General features: G+C 71.1%; 20 protein-coding genes and 1 pseudogene. 15 read left to right on the forward strand and 6 right to left on the reverse strand.

Annotation, left to right across the window (positions count from 1 at the left end; genetic code table 11):
• On the forward strand, window positions 1-1,614 hold a 1,614-nt coding region (locus tag DI573_RS07790), incomplete at its 5' end, for a glycoside hydrolase family 15 protein (RefSeq protein ID WP_292812519.1).
• Window positions 1,615-1,661: 47 nt separating this feature from the next.
• Entirely contained in the window at window positions 1,662-2,462 is an 801-nt protein-coding gene (locus DI573_RS07795) for an SDR family oxidoreductase (RefSeq protein WP_292812521.1), read from the forward strand.
• A 223-nt stretch (window positions 2,463-2,685) separates the two neighbouring features.
• Here the strand turns inward: DI573_RS07795 and DI573_RS07800 are convergent, their stop codons facing one another.
• Genes DI573_RS07800 through DI573_RS07820 form a run of 5 tightly spaced genes read right to left on the reverse strand, consistent with a single transcriptional unit; the run spans window position 2,686 to window position 7,013 of the window.
• Window positions 2,686-3,138: a CinA family protein gene (locus tag DI573_RS07800; protein WP_292812524.1), complete on the reverse strand. Its 453-nt coding sequence runs from the start codon at window positions 3,136-3,138 to the stop codon at window positions 2,686-2,688.
• Window positions 3,135-3,875: a glycosyltransferase gene (locus DI573_RS07805; protein WP_292812527.1), complete on the reverse strand. Its 741-nt coding sequence runs from the start codon at window positions 3,873-3,875 to the stop codon at window positions 3,135-3,137. Before DI573_RS07805 ends, DI573_RS07800 begins: the two co-directional genes overlap by 4 nt.
• Window positions 3,872-5,311 (reverse strand): PIG-L family deacetylase, encoded by a 1,440-nt coding sequence (locus tag DI573_RS07810; RefSeq protein WP_292812529.1) that lies wholly within the window; start codon window positions 5,309-5,311, stop codon window positions 3,872-3,874. The genes DI573_RS07805 and DI573_RS07810 overlap by 4 nt, the downstream gene beginning before the upstream one ends.
• On the reverse strand, window positions 5,308-6,456 hold the full coding sequence (locus DI573_RS07815) for an acyl-CoA dehydrogenase (RefSeq protein ID WP_292812531.1): 1,149 nt from the start codon (window positions 6,454-6,456) through the stop codon (window positions 5,308-5,310). The genes DI573_RS07810 and DI573_RS07815 overlap by 4 nt, the downstream gene beginning before the upstream one ends.
• Window positions 6,453-7,013, reverse strand: coding sequence for a DNA starvation/stationary phase protection protein (locus tag DI573_RS07820; protein ID WP_292812534.1), 561 nt, complete (start codon window positions 7,011-7,013; stop codon window positions 6,453-6,455). Before DI573_RS07820 ends, DI573_RS07815 begins: the two co-directional genes overlap by 4 nt.
• 218 nt (window positions 7,014-7,231) lie before the next feature.
• Between DI573_RS07820 and DI573_RS07825 the strand changes: the two genes are divergently transcribed.
• The 12 genes from DI573_RS07825 to DI573_RS07880 all read left to right on the forward strand — a co-directional run bounded on the left by DI573_RS07825 (window position 7,232) and on the right by DI573_RS07880 (window position 17,290).
• Window positions 7,232-8,128, forward strand: a complete 897-nt coding sequence (locus DI573_RS07825; RefSeq protein WP_292812536.1) for an SDR family oxidoreductase — start codon at window positions 7,232-7,234, stop codon at window positions 8,126-8,128.
• Window positions 8,129-8,138: 10 nt separating this feature from the next.
• Window positions 8,139-8,645, forward strand: a complete 507-nt coding sequence (locus DI573_RS07830) for a hypothetical protein (protein WP_292812537.1) — start codon at window positions 8,139-8,141, stop codon at window positions 8,643-8,645.
• Window positions 8,642-9,604, forward strand: a complete 963-nt coding sequence (locus tag DI573_RS07835) for a cation transporter (RefSeq protein WP_292812540.1) — start codon at window positions 8,642-8,644, stop codon at window positions 9,602-9,604. The genes DI573_RS07830 and DI573_RS07835 overlap by 4 nt, the downstream gene beginning before the upstream one ends.
• A 4-nt stretch (window positions 9,605-9,608) precedes the next feature.
• Window positions 9,609-10,613 carry a transposase gene (locus tag DI573_RS07840; RefSeq protein ID WP_292812544.1) on the forward strand — a complete coding sequence of 335 codons (1,005 nt, stop codon included), beginning with the start codon at window positions 9,609-9,611 and terminating at the stop codon, window positions 10,611-10,613.
• Window positions 10,614-10,636: 23 nt separating this feature from the next.
• Complete coding sequence (locus tag DI573_RS07845) at window positions 10,637-11,335, forward strand: GTP pyrophosphokinase family protein (protein WP_292812546.1); 699 nt, start codon at window positions 10,637-10,639, stop codon at window positions 11,333-11,335.
• 83 nt (window positions 11,336-11,418) lie between these two features.
• Window positions 11,419-12,642 (forward strand): lipase family protein, encoded by a 1,224-nt coding sequence (locus DI573_RS07850; RefSeq protein ID WP_292812548.1) that lies wholly within the window; start codon window positions 11,419-11,421, stop codon window positions 12,640-12,642.
• A gap of 39 nt (window positions 12,643-12,681) precedes the next feature.
• Window positions 12,682-13,041, forward strand: a complete 360-nt coding sequence (locus DI573_RS07855; RefSeq protein ID WP_292812551.1) for a DUF6804 family protein — start codon at window positions 12,682-12,684, stop codon at window positions 13,039-13,041.
• A 71-nt stretch (window positions 13,042-13,112) separates the two neighbouring features.
• A complete protein-coding gene (locus DI573_RS07860) occupies window positions 13,113-14,228 on the forward strand; it encodes a 5-methyltetrahydropteroyltriglutamate--homocysteine S-methyltransferase (RefSeq protein ID WP_292812553.1) in 1,116 nt (371 codons plus the stop codon).
• A gap of 25 nt (window positions 14,229-14,253) precedes the next feature.
• Complete coding sequence (locus DI573_RS07865) at window positions 14,254-15,459, forward strand: cation:proton antiporter (protein ID WP_292812555.1); 1,206 nt, start codon at window positions 14,254-14,256, stop codon at window positions 15,457-15,459.
• A 33-nt stretch (window positions 15,460-15,492) separates the two neighbouring features.
• Window positions 15,493-16,386 carry a TerC family protein gene (locus DI573_RS07870; protein WP_292812557.1) on the forward strand — a complete coding sequence of 298 codons (894 nt, stop codon included), beginning with the start codon at window positions 15,493-15,495 and terminating at the stop codon, window positions 16,384-16,386.
• 29 nt (window positions 16,387-16,415) lie between these two features.
• Entirely contained in the window at window positions 16,416-16,928 is a 513-nt protein-coding gene (locus tag DI573_RS07875) for a glutaminase (protein ID WP_292812560.1), read from the forward strand.
• Window positions 16,929-16,969: 41 nt separating this feature from the next.
• On the forward strand, window positions 16,970-17,290 hold the full coding sequence (locus tag DI573_RS07880; RefSeq protein WP_292812562.1) for an ATP-dependent DNA ligase: 321 nt from the start codon (window positions 16,970-16,972) through the stop codon (window positions 17,288-17,290).
• A gap of 151 nt (window positions 17,291-17,441) precedes the next feature.
• On the opposite strand, the pseudogene DI573_RS07885 reads toward DI573_RS07880, so the two are convergent.
• Window positions 17,442-17,726: pseudogene (locus DI573_RS07885) on the reverse strand (hypothetical protein); the annotation flags it as partial.
• Between the two features lie 109 nt (window positions 17,727-17,835).
• Between DI573_RS07885 and DI573_RS07890 the strand changes: the two are divergent.
• Window positions 17,836-18,857: alpha-amylase family glycosyl hydrolase (locus tag DI573_RS07890; RefSeq protein WP_292812565.1), on the forward strand; the 1,022-nt coding region annotated here is incomplete at its 3' end.

Here is an 18,857-nt window from a genome sequence, read left to right on the forward strand (position 1 = left end):
TTGCGCTCGACGCGCAGGTACGTCGCGAACACGAACGTGCTGCAGACGACCTTCACCACCCCGACGGGCCGCGCGACGGTCACGGACGCGCTCGTGACCGGAGTCGCCGGACGACTGCCCTGGGCCGAGCTCGCCCGACGCGTCGATGGCGTCGAGGGCGAAGTCGGCTTCGCGTGGCGTGTGCGTCCCGGCACGGTGCTCGGCACGGCATCGCCCTGGATCGAGCAGAGCGCCGAGGGCGCGATCATCCGCTCGGGCGAGGCCACGATCGCGGTCGTGGGCTGCGAGCACGGACCGCACGAGCCCACCCCTGATGGGCCGTCGGGGCCCGAGCTGTCGGGCGGGTTCACGGCGACAGCATCCAGCCGTCATCTGCTCATCGTCGTGGCGACGCACGACGAGCCGCTGCACCTGCCGGATCCGGGCAACGTCGATCGCGGCATCGATCGCACCATCGAGAACTGGCGGCACTGGTCGCGCGAGTTCTCGTACGAGGGGCCGTGGGCGGCGCAGGTGCAGCGCAGCGCGCTGGCGCTGAAGCTGCTGATCTACAGCCCCACCGGCGCGATCGCCGCCGCCGCGACGACGTCGCTGCCCGAGAGCCCGCGCGGGGGCAAGAACTGGGACTACCGGTTCGCCTGGGTGCGCGACCTGGCGTACACAGCGCACGCTCTCGTGCTGTTCGGCCTGCGGGAGGAGACGCACGCGGCGATCTCGTGGCTGCTGCGCACGATCCGCGCGCACGGTCCCGATCTGCACATCTTCTACGCGCTCGACGGCGATCTTCCGCACGGGGTGCTCGAGCACGAGGGGCCGGGATGGCGCGGCATCGGCCCGGTCGTCAGTGGAAATCCGGCACAGGGACAGTTGCAACTCGGGGTCTACGGCGACCTCTTCGCGATCTGTCGCACGTACGTCGACGCCGGCAACGTGCTCGACGTCGAGACGGGCCGCATGCTCGCCGGCATCGCCGACCGCACCTGCGATCTGTGGCGCAGCCCCGACGCGGGCATGTGGGAGCTACCCGACGAGGAGCACTACACCTCGTCGAAGATGGGATGCTGGCAGGCGCTGAACGATGCCGTTCATCTGGCCGAGGCGGGGCAGGTCGCCGGCAGCGCCGACCGCTGGCGTGTGGAGCGCGACCGCATCCGCGAGTGGATCGAGCAGAACTGCTGGTCGGAGGAGATCGGCGCGTACGTGATATCCCCGGGGTCGTCGCGGCTCGACGCATCGGTGCTGCTGCACGCACCGAGCGGATTCGACCGGGGCGAGCGGATGTCGTCGACCATCGATGCGATCACCGCCGAGCTGGCTGCCGGCTCGCTCGTCTATCGCTACTCGGGCGCGCGCCGCGAGGAGCACACCTTCGTCGCCTGCGCCTACTGGAGGGCCACGGCCCTCGTCTGCGTGGGTCGGCACGCCGAGGCGATCGCGCTCATGGACGAGCTTGTGCAGCTTCCCAACGACGTGGGGTTGCTGGCCGAGATGATCGCCGAGGAGGACGGGGCCTTCTGGGGCAATCTGCCGCAGGCGCTGAGTCACCTGGCCTTGATCAATGCGGCGCTGACGATCCGCGACCTCACGGACGCGGCGGAGACCCGTGGGCACTGAACCGGCCCCGCGCCGATCCGTTTCCCGCAGGACGAAGGAGTAGACACATGGACCTCGGCATCGACGGACGCATCGCCCTCGTGACGGGCGCCGATTCGGGTATCGGATGGCACACCGCGCGGCTGCTGTTGGAGGAGGGCGCGACGGTCGTCGTGAGCGACCGGGACCAGGACGCCCTCGACGACGCAGCTGCGCAGCTGAAGGCGCCGAAGGGGCGTCTGCACGCGTTCGCCGCCGACATCACGAGCCTCGACTCGCTCGCGGAGCTGCACGAGCAGGTGACGGATGCTGTCGGCGACATCGACATCCTCGTCCAGTCGGCGGGGGTCACGGGCGCGCAGGGGCTGTTTCACGAGATCAGTGACGAGGGCTGGACGAAGACGATCGAGACCGACCTCATCGGTCCGGTGCGGCTAGTCCGTGAGTTCCTGCCGTCGCTGCGCAGGGGCGGGTGGGGGCGTCTCGTGCTGCTCGCGTCGGAGGACGCCGTGCAGCCCTACGACGACGAGCTTCCGTACTGCGCGGCGAAGGCCGGCATCCTGGCCCTCGCGAAAGGGCTCTCGCGGTCGTACGCGTCGGAGGGGCTGCTGGTGAACGCCGTGTCGCCGGCGTTCATCCATACGCCCATGACCGACGCGATGATGCAGAAGCGCGGCGCGGAGCTGGGCGTGTCGCCGAAGCAGGCGATCGAGTCGTTCCTCGCGGAGGAGCGGCCCTACATGGAGCTCGGCCGTCGCGGCGAACCTGAGGAGGTCGCGAGCGTCATCGCGTTCCTGTGCTCGGATCGGGCGTCGTTCGTCAACGGGTCGAACTATCGCGTCGATGCCGGCTCGGTCGCCACGATCTGACCCGCCGTGCGGCGTCGCTGTGCGCGGGGCGTTCCGCGACGTTGGGGCGTTGAAACGACGTTGGGGCGCGCTGCAGCACGCCCCAACGTCGCGCCGACGCCCCAACGCCGGTAGGCAACGTCGCGCCGACGCCCCAACGCCGGTAGGCAACGTCGCGCCGACGCCCCAACGTCGCGCTGACGCCCCAACGCGGGTAGGTCACGGGGGCGGAGCGCAGCGCGCGTCAGCGCACGAGCCGGTCGAGCTCCGTCAGCGCCGCGGCGATCGCGCCCTCGAGCACCTGCTCGGGCGGCCCCGCGAGCATCACGAGCCGGCTGCCCGGGCCCGAGGCATCGCACCAGCCGACGTAGACGGTGCCGGGGTCGTGTCCGTCCTGCGGGTCGGGTCCGCCGACACCGGTCACGGCGATCGCGAGGTCGACGTCGAGCAGGCGATGCATGCCCGCGGCGAGCTGCTCGGCACACGCGGCCGACACGGGATCCAGCCCCTCGGCGACACCGAGCACCCTCTGTTTCGTCCGCGTCTGGTAGGCCACCACGCCGCCGGCGAACCATTCGCCTGCACGCTCCGCGCGTCCGATGCGCGAGGCGAGCAGTCCGCAGGTGAGCGACTCCGCGACGGCGACACGGATGCCGGCATCCCGTGCCCGCGCGCCGATCCGATCCATGTCGATCATGCGCCCATCCTCTCGCCCGCGGCCCGCGCGAGGGGGATCAGCTGCTCGCGCAGGTACCCGGCATACCCGCCGGCGGTGCGCCCGACGGGCCGTCCGCTCGTGCGCACCCACGCGAGATCGGATGCCGTCACCCGCCCGCCCACGGCGATCGCGCGCTCGACGAGCGAGACATCCTCGTGCTCGCAGACGGGTTCGAACCCACCCGCGGCCGTGAGGATCGACGCGCGCATCCCGAGATTGGCGCCGTGCACGTGCCCGTTGGCGACGCCCGGGGTGTGGGTCGCGCCCCAGGCGGCGACCTGCTCGGGGGTGAGGTCGCGGAAGTCGGGGCGCACGGTGCCCACGACGATGTCGGCGCCGGCGCGGGCGAGGTCGAGCTGGTGAGCAAGCCAGTGCGCGGGCACGACCGAGTCGGCGTCGGTGTGCGCCGTCCACAGGGAGGCGAGCGGTGTACCGGCGTGGCGTGCGAGGGCGGCTGCCACCCCGGCCGCGCGCGCGGCGCCCACGCAGCGCGCCTCGACCACCAGCACCTCGAGATCATCGGCGGCGTGCGCCCGCGCGAGAGCCGCCGATCTGTCGGTGCAGGCGTCCAGCACGAGGTGGATCGACGCGCACAGCCCCGCGCCGGCGACGGCGTCGACGGCGGCACGGATCGAGACGAGCGCGTTGTCGAGCAGCTGTTCCTCGTCGTGGGCGGGCACGATCACGGCGATCGCCTCGACGCGGTCGGATCTCACGCGATGACCCCGCTCTCGCGCGCGACCGAGCCGGTCCCCTCGCGGACGAGCACCTCCAGCACGAAGTCCTCCTCTTCGTGTCGCGCGAGTGTGCTCACGAATCCGGCCTCGAGGATGTCCTGGTGCACCTCGTCGCCGGTCGCCGGGTACTCCGCGACCGGGTGCCGCCAGTGACAGGTCACCAGCACGCCGTCACGGGTGAGCGAGCGGTCGATGCGCTCCAGGGCGGTGCGCCGGTCGCGCGGGCTCCAGTAGTAGCCGACCTCGGACAGCACGATCAGATCGAACGAGCCGGTCGGCCACTGCGCCGGCAGGGCTGCGCGCCGCACATCCACATGGGCGCGCTCGCCGAGCCGCTTCCGGGCACGTCGTACGGCCTCGTCGGCGACATCGACGGCGACGAGGGCGTCGCAGCGCTCGGCCAGGCGCGCGGTCAGGATGCCGGTGGCACAGCCGATCTCGAGGGCACGAACCGCGCGGGGTCGGGGCAGAGCCGCGATCAGCAGGTCGCGCTTACGCTGCTCGTACCAGCGCGTCTCGAATCCCCACGGGTCGTCGTGGCGGGCGTAGAAGTCGTCGAAGTGCGCGGCCGGGGTGCTCTCGCGGTCGCCGCCGGCGGGTTCGGCGACGGCCGCGCGCAGCGACCCGGTGGCGCCGCCCTCCGTCGGGGGACCGACGAAGACCTCGACGTCACGCTCGAAATGCGCGCGCATGCCCGGATGCAGCACGGCCTCGTCCCCCGGGGCCGGAGAGAGCGGCCGGATCTGCGTGGTGTGCACCGAGAGTGCGCGCCGTTTCAGCGCGGTCGTATGCGGGTCCAGGGGCAGTGTCAGCCAGCGGTCGGCGGCGATCGCCTCGGGCTCGTCCGGGTCGCCCCAGTGCCACATCCAGATCGGGTATTCCACAAACCTCGCGCCCCGATCGCGAGCCACCTCGGCGGCGACCTCGCCGAGCACGCGATGGTCCCGGTGGCCGTCTCCCCGCCAGGTTGCGGCGACGAGCACGCGGGCGGGGTCGTGATCGGCGGCGACGGCCCCCAGCATCCCGGCGAGCAGCGTCGACAGGCGCGAGCGTCTCTCGCGCAGGGCGCCGTCGGCCACCCCGAGAAAGATCAGCGCGGCGCCCGGGGCGAGCATGTCGAGGGCGGCGGCGACCTCGAGCCGGCGGGCACGGGCGAGCGCGCGTGCCGGAAAGGTGGGCGAGGCCGGGTGCGAGGCGTCGCCGTCCGTGGCGACGATGACGGTCACGGGAATGCCCCGCGCCGCCGCGAGCGCGATGAACCCCGCCGCGCCCAGCGTCTCGTCGTCGGGGTGGGCGGCGAGCACGACGAGGGCGTCGATGTCGGTGTCGAGCGGGGCCGCATCGCGCCAGGGTCGGATGCTGCGCCAGCGGTCCTCCGACGTTCCGGCATCGCGATGGTCGAAGGTGATCGTCACGCGCGTGTTCCGACCCCGTCGGGGGCGGCGGCCAGTGCCATGCCGAGCCGGGCGAGATCCCGCTCGCCGTGGTGCTGCCGGAGGTAGACGCGGAGATCTGCCACGCGGCGGGCGTGCGCCTCGTTCGTCGTGAGGGGACGGGGGCCGAGTGCGCGGTCGGTGAGATCCAGCACGCGCTCGACGGCGTCGGCGACGACCGCCCGCGTCCGTTCGACGAGGATGCGCCCCTGCGTCCGGGTGAGCGGCGAATGGTCCGCCGCGGCGTCGATCATCGCCGCCGCGCGGGCCAGGGCGGACTGCGCGGCCCAGAGGCGCGCGTCGGCGTCGCCGAGCGCGATCGCGGCGAACTGATCGGCCCGATCATCAGCAGCGGCCGCCGCCAATGCGTCGCGCAGGGGCAGGGCCCCGCCCCACCATGCCGCGGCGACCCCGATGCCGCCCCACGCGAATCCGGGACGCTCGAGGTACCAGCCCGGCTCGCCGATCGGTGCGGCCGGGACCTCGTCGAAGTCGACCGGCGCGCTGACGATCTGGGCGAGCCCCCGCGAGAACCAGGGCGCGCGCTGGGCGTGCACGCCCGCGTGCCGCAGCGGCACCGCGAACAGTGCCCGATCGCCGGGCGAGACCCACGCGGTCACGAGCGCGTGGGTGAGCCGCGCGGCGAGCGAGCACCACGGCTTGGTTCCCGACAGCATCCACCCACCCTCCGGCGCGGGCGATGCCTCGAGGCGGGTTCCCGGGCCCTCCGCGGCGAAGACGCCCCACGACGAATCCCGTCCGGCGCCCATCGTGTGCAGCGCCGCGTCGACGTCGACCCCGTGCGCGCGAGCCTCGCTGAGGATCGCGAGGGCGTCCAGGTGCGGCTCGATGACGCGGGCGCCGGCGACATCGGCCCGGGACGCGGTGGCGAGGGTCGACCACAGGTCGGCGGTGCGTCCCGCGGCGGGCGCGGGGGCGCGGCGCCCGAGTTCGACGGCGAGGTCGATCGTGGCGTCGACGTGCTCGCCGAACCAGATCAGGGTCTCGAGCTCGTGGGCGAACGCGGCGGCGAGCGGGTGCTCGCCGCCGGCATCGAGGACGACGGGTGAGACCCCCGGCGGCGCGCCCGCGGGCGCCTCCGCCGGGGGCATGGACACGGTCGTCACCGTGCGGGTGTGCGCTTCTCGGCGCTCACCATCCACGAGAACTGCTCGAGCCCCTCGAGCACCCCGTGCAGGATGTCGGCGGTCGTCGGGTCCTCGTCGTCGATGGGGTCGTGCACCTCGCGCACCGTCGAGATGACGGCATCCAGGCGCTCGGTGACCAGATCGATCGTCTCGGCGGTGGAGACCTCGCCGTGCGGGAACTCGGGCAGCGTCGTCGTCTCGGCGACGGTGTCGGAGCGGCCGTCCGGGAGCGCATGCAGCGCGCGCATGCGCTCGGCGACCTGATCGCTGTAGGTGCGGGCCGCCTCGATGATCTCGTCCAGCTGCAGATGCATGTCGCGGAAGTTCGCCCCGACGACGTTCCAGTGCGCCTGCTTGCCCTGCAGCGACAGCTCGATGAGGTCGACGAGCACCCTCTGCATGTTGTCGCTGAGCTCTTTCGACGCGCGGAAGCCGCTTTCGGCGTTCTGCTCCGTGGTCAGCGCGGCGCCGCGGCTCGGGCGACGCCGGCCCTTGGTGGATGCGCCGTTGGTGGGGGTCTTCGTGGTGGTGGCCATGTCTTGATCTCCTTCCGCGGCGCGCCGGAGCGGGCGCCGCATCGTGGTCGGCTCCACGGTATGACCGCACAGATTCTCGCTCCCGGGGATTGTCAGTCACGCCGCGGGGTGGTAGGACGGCAGCGTTCTACGCCCGGTGCGGGGTGGCTGTCAAGTGCCTCGGGAACCGGGACCGCGGCTCGTAACGTCGATGACCGATGACCTCGCAAGGAGACCCCATGTCGAACGACGACAACGCCGCCACCCACGACCCCACCGACAAGCACCGCAGCGACGGCTTTCCGCCGCAGGAGCAGGAGCAGCCCGGGCTCACCCGCGCGACCGATCCGATGCCCGATCACGGCGAGGCGTCGTACACGGGGCACGGACGTCTCGCGGGACGCCGCGCCCTGATCACGGGAGGCGACTCCGGCATCGGACGGGCCGTCGCGATCGCCTTCGCGCGCGAAGGCGCCGACGTCGCGATCGCCCACATGCCCGAAGAGGCCGAGGATGCGGCATCCACCGTCTCTCTGATCGAGGCCGCGGGAGTGCGGGGGGCGGCGTTCGCGGGCGATGTGCGCGAGGAGGTGTTCGCGACGTCGATCGTCGACGACACGATCGACCGTCTCGGCGGACTCGACATCGTCGTGCTCAACGCCGCCTACCAGAAGGACCGCGAGAGCTTCGAGAGCCTGCCCACCGACGAGTTCGACCGGGTGTTCCGCACGAACCTGTACGGACTGCTGTTCACCGCCCGAGCCGCCGTGCCGAGGCTGCGCGCGGGGGCGTCGATCATCGTGACCTCGTCGGTGCAGGCGTTCTCGCCTTCGCCGGGGCTGATCGACTACGCCATGACCAAGGCGGCGCAGGTCGCGTTCGTCAAGGCGCTGGCCGAGGAACTCGGCGAGAAGGGCGTCCGCGTGAACGCCGTGGCGCCGGGGCCGATCTGGACACCCCTGATCCCGGCGACGGGGTGGGACGCCGAGCGCCTCGCGACCTTCGGGCAGGACGCCCCGCTCGGCCGCGCCGGGCAGCCCGCCGAGCTCGCCGGCGCCTACGTCTACCTCGCCTCGGAGGCCGCCTCCTACGTCTCGGGCGCGGTGCTGCCGGTCACCGGCGGCAAGCCGCTGTAGGCGGCCCACGATGGCCGGGGTGCGGGCGGGGCGGGCGGGTGCGCGGCGTGCACGCCGGGTCCTCGCCGCTCTTCTCGCGGGGATGCTCGCGTTCGCCCTCGCCGCGTGCGGCCTCACCATCCCCGCCGATCCCGACGGCACGCTCGACCGCGTCTCGGGCGGCCTCCTGCGGGTGGGAGCCTCCCCGAGTGCGGGACTGATCGCCGAGGACGACGGGCGGATGTCGGGGCCCCTTGCCGACCTCGTCGGCTCGTTCGCGAGCGGCATCGACGCGGACCTCGAGTGGTTCACAGGGAGCGAAGAGGACCTCGTCGCCGATCTCGAGGCGGGACGGATCGACCTGGCCGTGGGCGGGATGACTGATGCGACTCCGTGGACCGATCGTGTCGGTGCGACCCGCGGGTACCCCCAGATCCCGGGAGCCTCGGGGCGTGCGATCGTGATGCTCGTTCCTCTCGGCGAGAACGCGTTGCTCTCTGCGCTCGAGCGGCACCTCGACGGGGAGCTCGGCTCGTGAAGACCCTGGGCCGCACCGACCTGCCGGCCGAGCAGCGCCAGGCGCTGCGCAAGGCCGTGCGCCTGGAGTGGTTCACGATCGCCTACACGACGGTGACGATCGCCCTCATCGCCCTCGTCGTGGGCAATTCGCAGGCGATGAAGACGGCCTGGATCGAGGACATGCTCTCGCTCGTCCCGCAGATCTCGTTCCTGGTCGCCCTTCTGCTGATCCGGCGCCGGCCGACGCGGGCCTTCCCGTACGGTCTGCACCGCGCCATGGGCGTCGGGCATCTCGTGGCGGGGGTCGCGCTCTTCGCGATCGGCGGGAGCCTCGCGGTCGAGTCGATTCTGGGACTCGTGCGGGCTGAGCATCCCACGATCGGCACGGTGCAGGTCTTCGGGGTCACCGTGTGGCTGGGTTGGTTCATGGTGGGAGTGATGGCTCTCATCGTCGTCGGCCCGCTCTTCTACGGCCCCGCCAAGGCGCGTATCGCGCCCGTGCTGCACAACAAGGTGCTCTTCGCCGACGCCGACATGGCCAAGGCGGACTGGACGACGAATGCCGCCTCGATCGTCGGAGTGCTGGGGATCGGCATCGGCTGGTGGTGGCTCGACGGCGTCGCGGCGCTGTTCATCTCGATCGGCATCGTGTGGGACGGCATCAAGAACTCGCGATCGGCGGTCGTCGACCTGATGGATCAGCGCGCCCGCACCTACGACGAAGGCGAGCCCGAACCCCTCATCGGTGAGATCCTCCGCGCGGTGAACACCCTGCCGTGGGTGCGCGAGTCCGCGCTGCGGATGCGCGACATGGGCCATGTCTTCCACGTCGAGGTCTTCGTCGTTCCGCGCTGGGCGCGCGTATCGGTGGCGCGGATCGAGCGCGCTCGACGCGGCGTGGTCGAGTTGGACTGGCGCGTGCAGGATGTCGTCATCATCGTCGTGCCGCGACTGCCCGACGAGGCCGCGCGAGAATGACGCCATGAGCGATGACTCCCTCGAGGCGGTGGCCGCACGGCTCTACGGGCTCCTGCCGGGGGAGTTCACCGCGGCGCGAACGGCGGCGGCGGCGGACGCGGGGCGCGGGCGGGCGGGCGAGATCCGCGCGCTGCGCAAGCCCTCGACGGCCGCCTGGGTGGTGAACGCACTGGCGCGCGAGAGCGGAGCGCGGCTGTCCGAGGCACTGGACCTCGCCGACCGGCTGCGCGAGGCGCAGGACGACCTCGACGCCGCCGCGCTGTCGCGACTGGGTCGGGAGCGTCGCGCGCTCGTCGCCGCCCTCGCCCGTGACGCCGCGGAGCTGGCCGAGGCGCGGGGCGTCACCGTGAGCGCCGCCGTCGCCGCCGCCGTCGAGCGCACCCTCAACGCGGCGATGCGGGATGCCGCGGCCGCGGCCGCGGTGAGCTCGGGCCGACTCGTCCGCGCTCTTGAGGCCTCGGGCCTCGACCCGGTCGACCTCGACGGCGCGGTCGGCGGCGGCCTCGATCTCCCCGCGTTGGGGCGTCAGGGCGACGTTGGGGCGCGCTGCAGCGCGCCCCAACGTGATTTCAACGCCCCAACGCCGGCGGGGGGCGGGGATGGGGGCGCGGGCCCAGCGGGGGCCGGGGCCGGCGCCGGGGCTGGGGGCGGGGCCGGGGCCGGCGCCGGGGCTGGGGGCGAGGGCCCAGCGGGGGCGGGGGGCGGGGCCGGGGGCGATGAGCTCGCCGAGCGGCGCGGCCGGCGCGAGGCCGAGCGTGCCGCGCGCGCCGCGGAGAAGGCGGCGCGAGAGGCGGAGCGTGCACGAAGGGATGCCGAACGCGAGCTCGCGCGCATCGATTCCCGCCTGCGGCACGCCCAGGAGCACGCCGAACGCCTGCTCGAACGGGTCGAGGGTGTGGAGCGCGACCTCGATCGGGCGCGCGCGGCCGCCGCCGACGCGGTGGCCGAGGTCGAACGACTCGCCGCGCAGCGCCGGGAGGCGGCATCCACGCTCCCAGTGACCTCGTAGGCGCGCGACCTACCGTGGCGGGCATGACGATCTCGTTCGATGAGTCCTCCTTCTCCGCGACCCTCGACGAGATGCGGGCTCTGCGCGACGAGTTCCAGCGCTTCCTGCTGGAATACCGATTCGGGCTCCAGGAGGTCGAGACCAAGATCGCGATCCTGCGGGACGAGTTCCAGCACATGCACGACTACAACCCGATCGAGCACGTCTCGAGCCGCGTGAAGACGCCCGACAGTCTCGCCGAGAAGGTCGCGCGCAAGGGCATCGATCCCGACTTCTCGGTGATCCGCGAGCAGATCACCGACGTCGCCGGCATCCGGGTGACCGTGAGCTTCGTCGCCGACGCGTACCGCCTGTTCGATCTGCTCACCGCGCAGGATGACATCACGGTGCGCACCGTGAAGGACTACATCGCGCATCCCAAGGCCAACGGCTACAAGAGTCTGCACGCGATCGTCGAGGTCCCCGTGTTCCTCTCGACCGGCCGGGTGGACGTGCCCGTCGAGGTGCAGTTCCGCACGATCGCGATGGATTTCTGGGCCAGCCTCGAGCACAAGATCTACTACAAGTTCGACCGGCAGGTGCCCGAGGGCCTGCTCGCATCGCTCAAGGACGCCGCCGACAGCGCCGCCGAGCTCGACACGCGGATGGAACGACTGCACCGCGAAGTCCACGGCGACACCGCGCCCGCGGATGCCGCCCCACGGCGGCCCCTCGCCGTCTAGGGCTGCAGACCCCGCACCCCCGCCCCCGCACCCCGCATCCCGCGTCGCCCCGCGATGGGATACGGTGACCGCGAGGGGGAGCGATGAGCCGACGCGCGGCGGGGCATCATGTGTGGCGCAGCATCCGACGGGGGCTCGCGACGGGGACGGCGGCCCTCCTGGCGCTGCTGGGCGGCGGCATCCTGGTGCTCGAGGCCCGAGCCATCGGCGATGCCCTCGAACGTCCCGGCCTCGCCGCGTTCTACGCGCTGCCCGATCCGGTGCCCTCGGGGTCGCCGGGCGAGATCCTGCGCGTCGAGGAGCTCATCGGCGTCCCCTTCGACTCGCGCGGGTGGCGCGTGCTCTATCACTCCACCGACCTCGACGGCGAGGATGTCGTCGTGTCGGCGATCGTCGTCACCCCGCTCGGGCCCGCCCCGACGGAGGGGCGGCCGGTGCTCGCGTGGGGGCACCCCACGACGGGCGTCGCGCGGGACTGCGCGCCCTCGCTCGGCGCCGATCCGTTCCTCGACATCGAGGGCCTGCGCCTCATGCTCGACCGCGGATATGTCGTCGTGGCCACCGACTATGCGGGGATGGGGGTCGAGGGGCCCGACTCATACCTGATCGGTGCCACGGAGGGCAACAACGTGCTCGATGCGGTGCGGGCGGCGCAGGCGATCCCCGGTTCGCGCGCGGGGTCGGACGTGGTGCTGTGGGGGCACTCCCAGGGCGGTCAGGCGGTGCTCTTCGCCGCCGAGCGTGCGGCGGACTACGCCCCCGAGCTCTCGATCGCCGCGGTCGCGGTCGCGGCCCCCGCCGCGGATCTCACCGCGCTGCTCGATGCCGACATCGGCGACATCTCCGGAGTGACGATCGGCTCCTACGCTTTCCCGGCCTTCGCGGCGGTCTACGGCGAGAGCGTCGAGGGTGCCCGGCTCGAGGACATCCTGACCCCCGCCGCGCTCGCCGCGGTGCCCGAGGTGCAGGAGCTGTGCCTGCTCACCCACACGGCTCAGCTGCACGAGATCACCGAGCCGCTCATCGGCGACTTCGTCGTGAGCGATCCGACGACGACGCAGCCCTGGAGCGATCTGCTCGCCGAGAACTCGGCCGGGTCCGTCGGTTTCGATGCGCCCCTGTTCATCGCCCAGGGCCTCGCCGACACCCTGATCCATCCGAGCGACACCGAGGCGTTCGCGCAGCACGAGGCTTCTCTGGGCATCGATGTCACCCTCGAGCGCATTCCGATGGCCACGCACGCCACTATCGCCTACCTGTCCCTGCCGGCCCTCGCGCAGTGGCTCGACATCCACGGACCGCGCTGACGCTCACTCTCGCAGCCGGGAGTGCGGGAGGATGGGGGGATGCCGAAACCCGCCGCCGTCCCCGAGACCACACGCCCCGCGTTCCTGCCCGGGATCCTCGCGGCCGCGGCCCTGCTCTCCGGCATCCCGCTGATCGGAGCGGACTGGTACCTGCTGATCCGATTCATCGTCGCGATCCTCGCGCTGATCGTGGCGTGGTTCGCCGTACAGGCGGGCCAATGGTGGTGGACGATCGTGTTCTTCGTCGTCGCCATGGCCTGGAACCCGCTGTTCCCGGTGCCCTTCGACGGCCCGTGGTGGATCGTCGCCCACATCGCCGCGGCGGGCCTGTTCGCCGCCGCGGGCGCCCTCATCCGGGTGCCGCTGCCCTCGGAGTCGTCGCCGAAGAAGCGACGCTGATCGCAGGCGGTGCGCGCGGAGGTGCCGACGAGCGCGAGACGGCGAAACACCCGGAAAGCTATGGTGAAGCGGTGAGCCTGAATCCTCCCTTCCGCGCCGACATCGTCGGCTCGTTCCTGCGTCCCGAAGCACTCAAGAAGGCCCGCGCCGACCGGGCCGCCGGCGTCATCGACGACGCCGCCGTCCGCGAGCTCGAGGACGAGCTCATCGGCGACCTCGTGCAGAAGGAGGCCGACAACGGCCTCCGGCTGGCGACCGACGGCGAGTTCCGCCGCTCCTGGTGGCATTTCGACTTCTTCGGCATGCTCGATGGCGTCGAGGTCGTCGAGCTCGACCACGGCATCCAGTTCCAGGGGGTGCAGACCAAGCCCCGAGGCCTGCACCTGAGCGGGGCGATCGGGTTCAGCGACACCCACCCGATGCTCGAGCACTACCGCTCGCTCGCGCAGATCGTCGGGCGCACCACGGGCGTGCTGCCCAAGTTCACGATCCCGTCGCCCACGGTGCTCGACTTCCGGCTCGAGCCCGACCACATCGACCCGCACACCTACTCGGGACGCGATGACTACATCGACGATCTCGTCGGCGCGTACCGCGCCGCGATCGACGCCTTCTACGCCGCAGGCTGCCGTTACCTCCAGTTCGACGACACCGCATGGGCGTACCTGTGCAGCGACGACGAGCTCGCCAAGGCCCGCGACCGCGGCATCCGCACCGATGGACTCGGCGAGCGCTACGCCGACCTGCTGAACCGCATCCTCGAGGGCAAGCCCGACGACCTCACGATCACGACGCACGTCTGCCGGGGCAACTTCCGCTCCACGTGGATCTCCTCGGGCGGGTACGAGCCCGTCGCCGAGCAGCTGCTCGGCCGGGTCGCGTACGACGGCTTCTTCCTCGAGTACGACAGCGATCGTGCGGGCGGCTTCGAGCCGCTGCGCTTCCTTCCCGAGGGCGACCAGACCGTCGTGCTGGGCCTGATCACCTCCAAGAGCGGCGAACTCGAAGACGTGGATGCCGTCATCCGGCGCATCGACGAAGCCGCGCAGTACGCCCCGCTCGGGCAGCTCGCGCTGAGCCCGCAGTGCGGGTTCGCCTCGACCGAGGAGGGCAACGTGCTCACGGAGGACGAGCAGTGGGCGAAGATCCGCGAGGTCGTCGCGATCGCCGACGACGTCTGGCGCTGATCGCGCCGCTGGTGAGCCCGGACCGATGGAGCTGAGCGAGATCGACTTCGTCGTCATCGCGCTCGTGGCGGTGGCGGCGCCGCTGATCGCGCGCGCCCTCGTGCGCTGGGTGCGCGTGCCGATCGTGGTGTTCGAGCTGTGCCTGGGCATCGTGATCGGACCGAGCCTGCTCGGCTGGGTGCAGCCGGGACTGATCAGCGAGCGTCTGGCCGACTTCGGCCTCGCGCTGCTGTTCTTCGTCGCCGGCAACGAGATCGACTTCGCCGTCGTGCGCGGCCGCTCGGGGCGGCGTGCCGCGACGGGGTGGATCGTGAGCCTCGCGGCGGGCATCGCCGCGGGGCTCCTGATCGCACCCGGCGAGGCCGCCGTCGTCGTCGGCATCGCCCTCAGCTCGACGGCGCTCGGCGCGCTGCTGCCGATCCTGCGTGACGCGCGGATGCTGCCCACCCCGTTCGGGCGCGCCGTGATGGCGGTCGGCGCGGCGGGGGAGTTCGGGCCCCTCGTGGCGATCTCCCTCTTTCTCGGCGGGCGCGACATCGGGCTGGCGAGCATCGTTCTGGCCCTCTTCGTCGCCGTCGCGGGCCTGGCGGTGTTCGCGGCCGTGCGAGTGCCGAACGGGCGCCTGCACGAGATCGTCACCTCGACGCTGCACACCTCGGGGCAGTTCGCGGTCAGGGTGATCATCCTGATCCTCGCGGCGCTCGTCGCGCTCAGCCTCGTGCTCGATCTCGACATGCTCCTCGGTGCCTTCGTGGCGGGGGTGGTCTGGCAGCTGATCATGCGCAACGCTCCCGAACCCGACCGCGCCCAGGTCGAATCGAAGGTCGAGGGTCTCGCGTTCGGGGTCTTCGTGCCGATGTTCTTCGTCTACACGGGCGTCACGTTCGATCTCCAGGCCCTCGTCGAGGACCCGCGTGACGCGCTGCTCGTGCCGGTCTTCCTGGTGCTGCTGCTCGTGGTGCGGGGTCTGCCGGCGCTGCTCTCGATCCCCGCGGGAGCGTCCGGGCGCGAACGCGGCGCGATGGTGTTCCTCGGCGCGACGGGGCTTCCGATCATCGTCGCCGTCACGGCCATCGGCGTCGATGCGGGCATCCTGCGCGAGGGACTCGGTGCCGCGCTGGTGGGGGCCGGGATGCTGTCGGTCCTGCTTTTCCCGCTCGTCGGGATGTCGCTGCGGGGCGTCCGGGAACGGGACCTGGCCCGTGAACCCGCCGACGACGACGCGGTGTGAGCGTGAGTATCCATCCGCGGCTACCCTGAGGCGGTGGACTTCTCCTTCGCCTTCACGCCGGATCTGATCGCCGTCTTCCTCACGCTCTTCGTGCTGGAGGTCGTGCTCGGTGTCGACAACGTCATCTTCATCTCGATCCTCGCGTCGAAGCTGCCCAAGGAGCAGCAGGCCAAGGCCCGCAACCTCGGCCTCACGCTCGCGATGCTCATGCGCGTGCTGCTCGTGCTCTTCGCCGGGTGGATCATCACCCTCAAGGACGACATCATCGAGATCGCCGGCATGGGCTTCTCGTGGAAGGACTTCATCCTCATCGCGGGTGGGCTCTTCCTCGTCTACAAGGCCGTCACCGAGATCCACCACAAGCTCGAGGGCTCCGAGGAGGAGCACGGCGGCGGGCGCAAGGCCGTGACCTTCGGATCGGTCATCGCGCAGATCCTCGTGCTCGACCTCGTGTTCTCCCTCGACTCGGTGATCACCGCGGTCGGCATGACCGAGAACCTCGTCGTCATCATCACGGTCGTCGTGCTCTCGTTCGGCATCATGCTGTTCGCGGCGCGCTTCATCTTCGAGTTCGTCAACAAGCACCCCACGGTCAAGATGCTGGCGCTGTCGTTCCTGCTGCTGATCGGCGTCTTCCTGATCGCCGAAGGCTTCGGCTTCCACATCGACAAGGCCTTCATCTACGGCCCGATGGTGTTCGCGATCCTCGTCGAGACGCTGAACCTCACCTATGCGGCGCGCAAGGCCAAGCGTGAGAAGGCGCGCAGCGAGGCCGTGCGGCTGCGGCCGCGCTACACCGACATCGATGAGCAGGTCGCCGTCTCGGCGGCACTGTCGAAGGGGCCTGACGCCGGGTCGGTAGGCCTGTCACGCAAGCCCGTCGAGGGCGCCGATCACTCGCACGAGACCCGGCACGGCCTGGGCTGAGCCCACGAGCCGCGCGCGACGAGGACACGATGACGGATCACGGGGCCTCAGCGCGCGTGGCGGCCGCGCGCATCTTCGACTCCGCGCGGGGCGCGCTCGCGGGGGCACCGCGGGAGCGGCTGGGCGAACTCGTCACGCCCCGTTTCTTCGCCGCCGCGCGGGGGCCGCGGATCGTGCCGCGAGCCCAGGCGTGGCGCCTGGGCGTGCTGCTGCTCGGCGAGGACGAGGTCTACGCCGTCGGCGAGGTGGTGACGGCCCGCGATCCGGGACGGCGCGGGTTCACCGCGCAGTCCTCGCGCGAGCGCGCGGAGCGGGGTTTCGCGGCTCTGCGAGGCGGCTTCGCCGCGGGCGAAGCCGTACACGTCGGCTGGCAGGTGATCGACCTGGACGCGATGGGCGCGCCGGCGGCATCCACACCCCTCGCGGTCGTCGACGGGGTGCCGAGCGTGCGCTGGAGCCCACGGGGCGGATTCGTCGCGCTCGAGGGCTATGTCGAGGAGCGGATCGAACTGCTGCGCCACCCGCCCGCGGGCGCCTCCTGACGCAGCCTTGCAGCCGCGCGCCCGCGGGTTATGCTCGGCCCATGGGCCGCTTCATCTACGACACGATCAACAACTCGGTCGACATCGAGGACCGCACGCTCGCCCACCTGCGCATCGTCATCATGAACAAGCTGCGCCGCAGTGAGTCGTTCATGTTCACGATCGACATGGACAGCGAGGGCATCTCGCGCCGCAGCTTCTGGGTGCACCCGTCGGTCCCCCTGCAGTTCGCGTTCCACGGCAGCCGCGAGCCTCGACTCAATCGCGCGTGGATCGATGCGCTGATGACCTCGGCCTCGAGTCCGAACGGCCTGTTCGTGGTGCCCGAGCCGCCCGAGGAGTCCGCGGTGCCCGCGGACTGACTCAGTCGGCGTTCTGAGTCTCGCGATCGAGGCTCGAGGCGTCGGCGTCGACGACCGCGATGGAGCCCACCGTCGCCGAATCGACCTCGACGCGGTCGATCGCGACGACGTTGTCGTCCTCCTCGGAGGGTTCGACGTCGAAGTGCTCGGCGATGAGCATGATTCCACCCGAGGAGTTGGCCGACTGGGCCAACTCCTCCATCCACTCGCGACTGAGCGAGGCGGGCTCGGGATCGTCGAAGACGAAGCGCAGCGGAATCGAGGGGTGCAGCCAGATCGTGCTGCGGCCCCGGGGCTGGTCCTCCGGGTGACGCCAGCTCAGTGTGAAGCTCTCGCCGCGGCGCAGCTTGGTCGCGATGACCACTTTCAGGTGCGCCAGAGCGCGATCCTCCACCTGGATAGGCGTGTCGGAACCGCCGTAGTAAATCGTGCCCACATGCCCACTGTATGCGGTCACGGGCTCAGGGTTCTACGCGACGCGATGTGCCGCGTCAAGACCTCACTCCGCAGCGACGAGCGTCGGACGTGGGCGCTATGGTGAGCCCGTGCAGACCTGGCCTGGATCCACCTACCCGCTCGGTGCGACGTTCGACGGGAACGGCACCAATTTCGCTCTCTTCAGCGAGGGGGCAGAGCGAGTCGAGCTCTGTCTGTTCAGCGAGCGGGGCAAAGAAACGCGCGTCGAGCTGATCGACGTCGATGCGTACGTCTGGCACGCGTACCTCCCGCAGATCGGCCCCGGTCAGCGGTACGGCTACCGGGTGCACGGGCCCAACGACGCCGAGAACGGCCAGCGCTTCAACCCGAGCAAGCTGCTGCTCGACCCCTACGCCAAGGCCGTCGCCGGCCAGGTCGACTGGGGTCAGCCCGTGTTCGGCTACAACTTCGGCGACCCCGACTCGGTCAACGAAGAGGACTCCGCCAAGCATCAGATGATGGGCGTGGTCATCAACCCGTTCTTCGACTGGGCGGGGGATCGGCAGCCGAAGACCCCCTACGCGTCGTCGTTCATCTACGAAGGACACGTCAAGGGACTCACGAAGCTCCACCCCGGCATCCCCGACGAGATCCGCGGCACGTACAGCGGCATCGGCCACCCCGCCATGATCGACCACCTGAAGAAGCTCGGCGTCACCGCGATCGAGCTGATGCCGGTGCACCAGTTCGTCAACGACTCCACGCTGCAGGACAAGGGCCTCTCGAACTACTGGGGCTACAACACGATCGCCTTCTTCGCCCCGCAGAACACCTACGCCTCGACGGGCCACCTCGGCAACCAGGTGCAGGAGTTCAAGGCGATGGTGCGCTCGCTGCACGCCGCGGGAATCGAGGTCATCCTCGATGTCGTCTACAACCACACCGCGGAGGGCAACCATCTCGGCCCCACGCTCTCGATGCGCGGCATCGACAACGCCGCGTACTACCGGCTCGAGGACGACGACAAGCGGTACTACACCGATTACACCGGCACCGGCAACAGCCTCAACGTCGGCAATCCGCACACGCTGCAGCTGATCATGGACTCGCTGCGCTACTGGGTGCTCGAGATGCACGTCGACGGGTTCCG

Source organism: Microbacterium sp. (genome assembly GCF_003248605.1).
In the GTDB taxonomy this organism is placed as follows: Bacteria; Actinomycetota; Actinomycetes; order Actinomycetales; family Microbacteriaceae; genus Microbacterium.

Bases quoted from the DNA above. Each gene is read 5' to 3' on its own strand.
- DI573_RS07795 (WP_292812521.1), top strand. From the start codon at position 1,662: ATGGACCTCGGCATCGACGGACGCATCGCCCTCGTGACGGGCGCCGAT.
- DI573_RS07845 (WP_292812546.1), top strand. From the start codon at position 10,637: ATGACGATCTCGTTCGATGAGTCCTCCTTCTCCGCGACCCTCGACGAG.
- DI573_RS07830 (WP_292812537.1), top strand. From the start codon at position 8,139: ATGGCCGGGGTGCGGGCGGGGCGGGCGGGTGCGCGGCGTGCACGCCGG.
- DI573_RS07850 (WP_292812548.1), top strand. From the start codon at position 11,419: ATGAGCCGACGCGCGGCGGGGCATCATGTGTGGCGCAGCATCCGACGG.
- DI573_RS07880 (WP_292812562.1), top strand. From the start codon at position 16,970: ATGGGCCGCTTCATCTACGACACGATCAACAACTCGGTCGACATCGAG.
- DI573_RS07825 (WP_292812536.1), top strand. From the start codon at position 7,232: ATGTCGAACGACGACAACGCCGCCACCCACGACCCCACCGACAAGCAC.
- DI573_RS07875 (WP_292812560.1), top strand. From the start codon at position 16,416: ATGACGGATCACGGGGCCTCAGCGCGCGTGGCGGCCGCGCGCATCTTC.
- DI573_RS07800 (WP_292812524.1), bottom strand. From the start codon at position 3,138: ATGATCGACATGGATCGGATCGGCGCGCGGGCACGGGATGCCGGCATC.
- DI573_RS07855 (WP_292812551.1), top strand. From the start codon at position 12,682: ATGCCGAAACCCGCCGCCGTCCCCGAGACCACACGCCCCGCGTTCCTG.
- DI573_RS07865 (WP_292812555.1), top strand. From the start codon at position 14,254: ATGGAGCTGAGCGAGATCGACTTCGTCGTCATCGCGCTCGTGGCGGTG.
- DI573_RS07820 (WP_292812534.1), bottom strand. From the start codon at position 7,013: ATGGCCACCACCACGAAGACCCCCACCAACGGCGCATCCACCAAGGGC.
- DI573_RS07840 (WP_292812544.1), top strand. From the start codon at position 9,609: ATGAGCGATGACTCCCTCGAGGCGGTGGCCGCACGGCTCTACGGGCTC.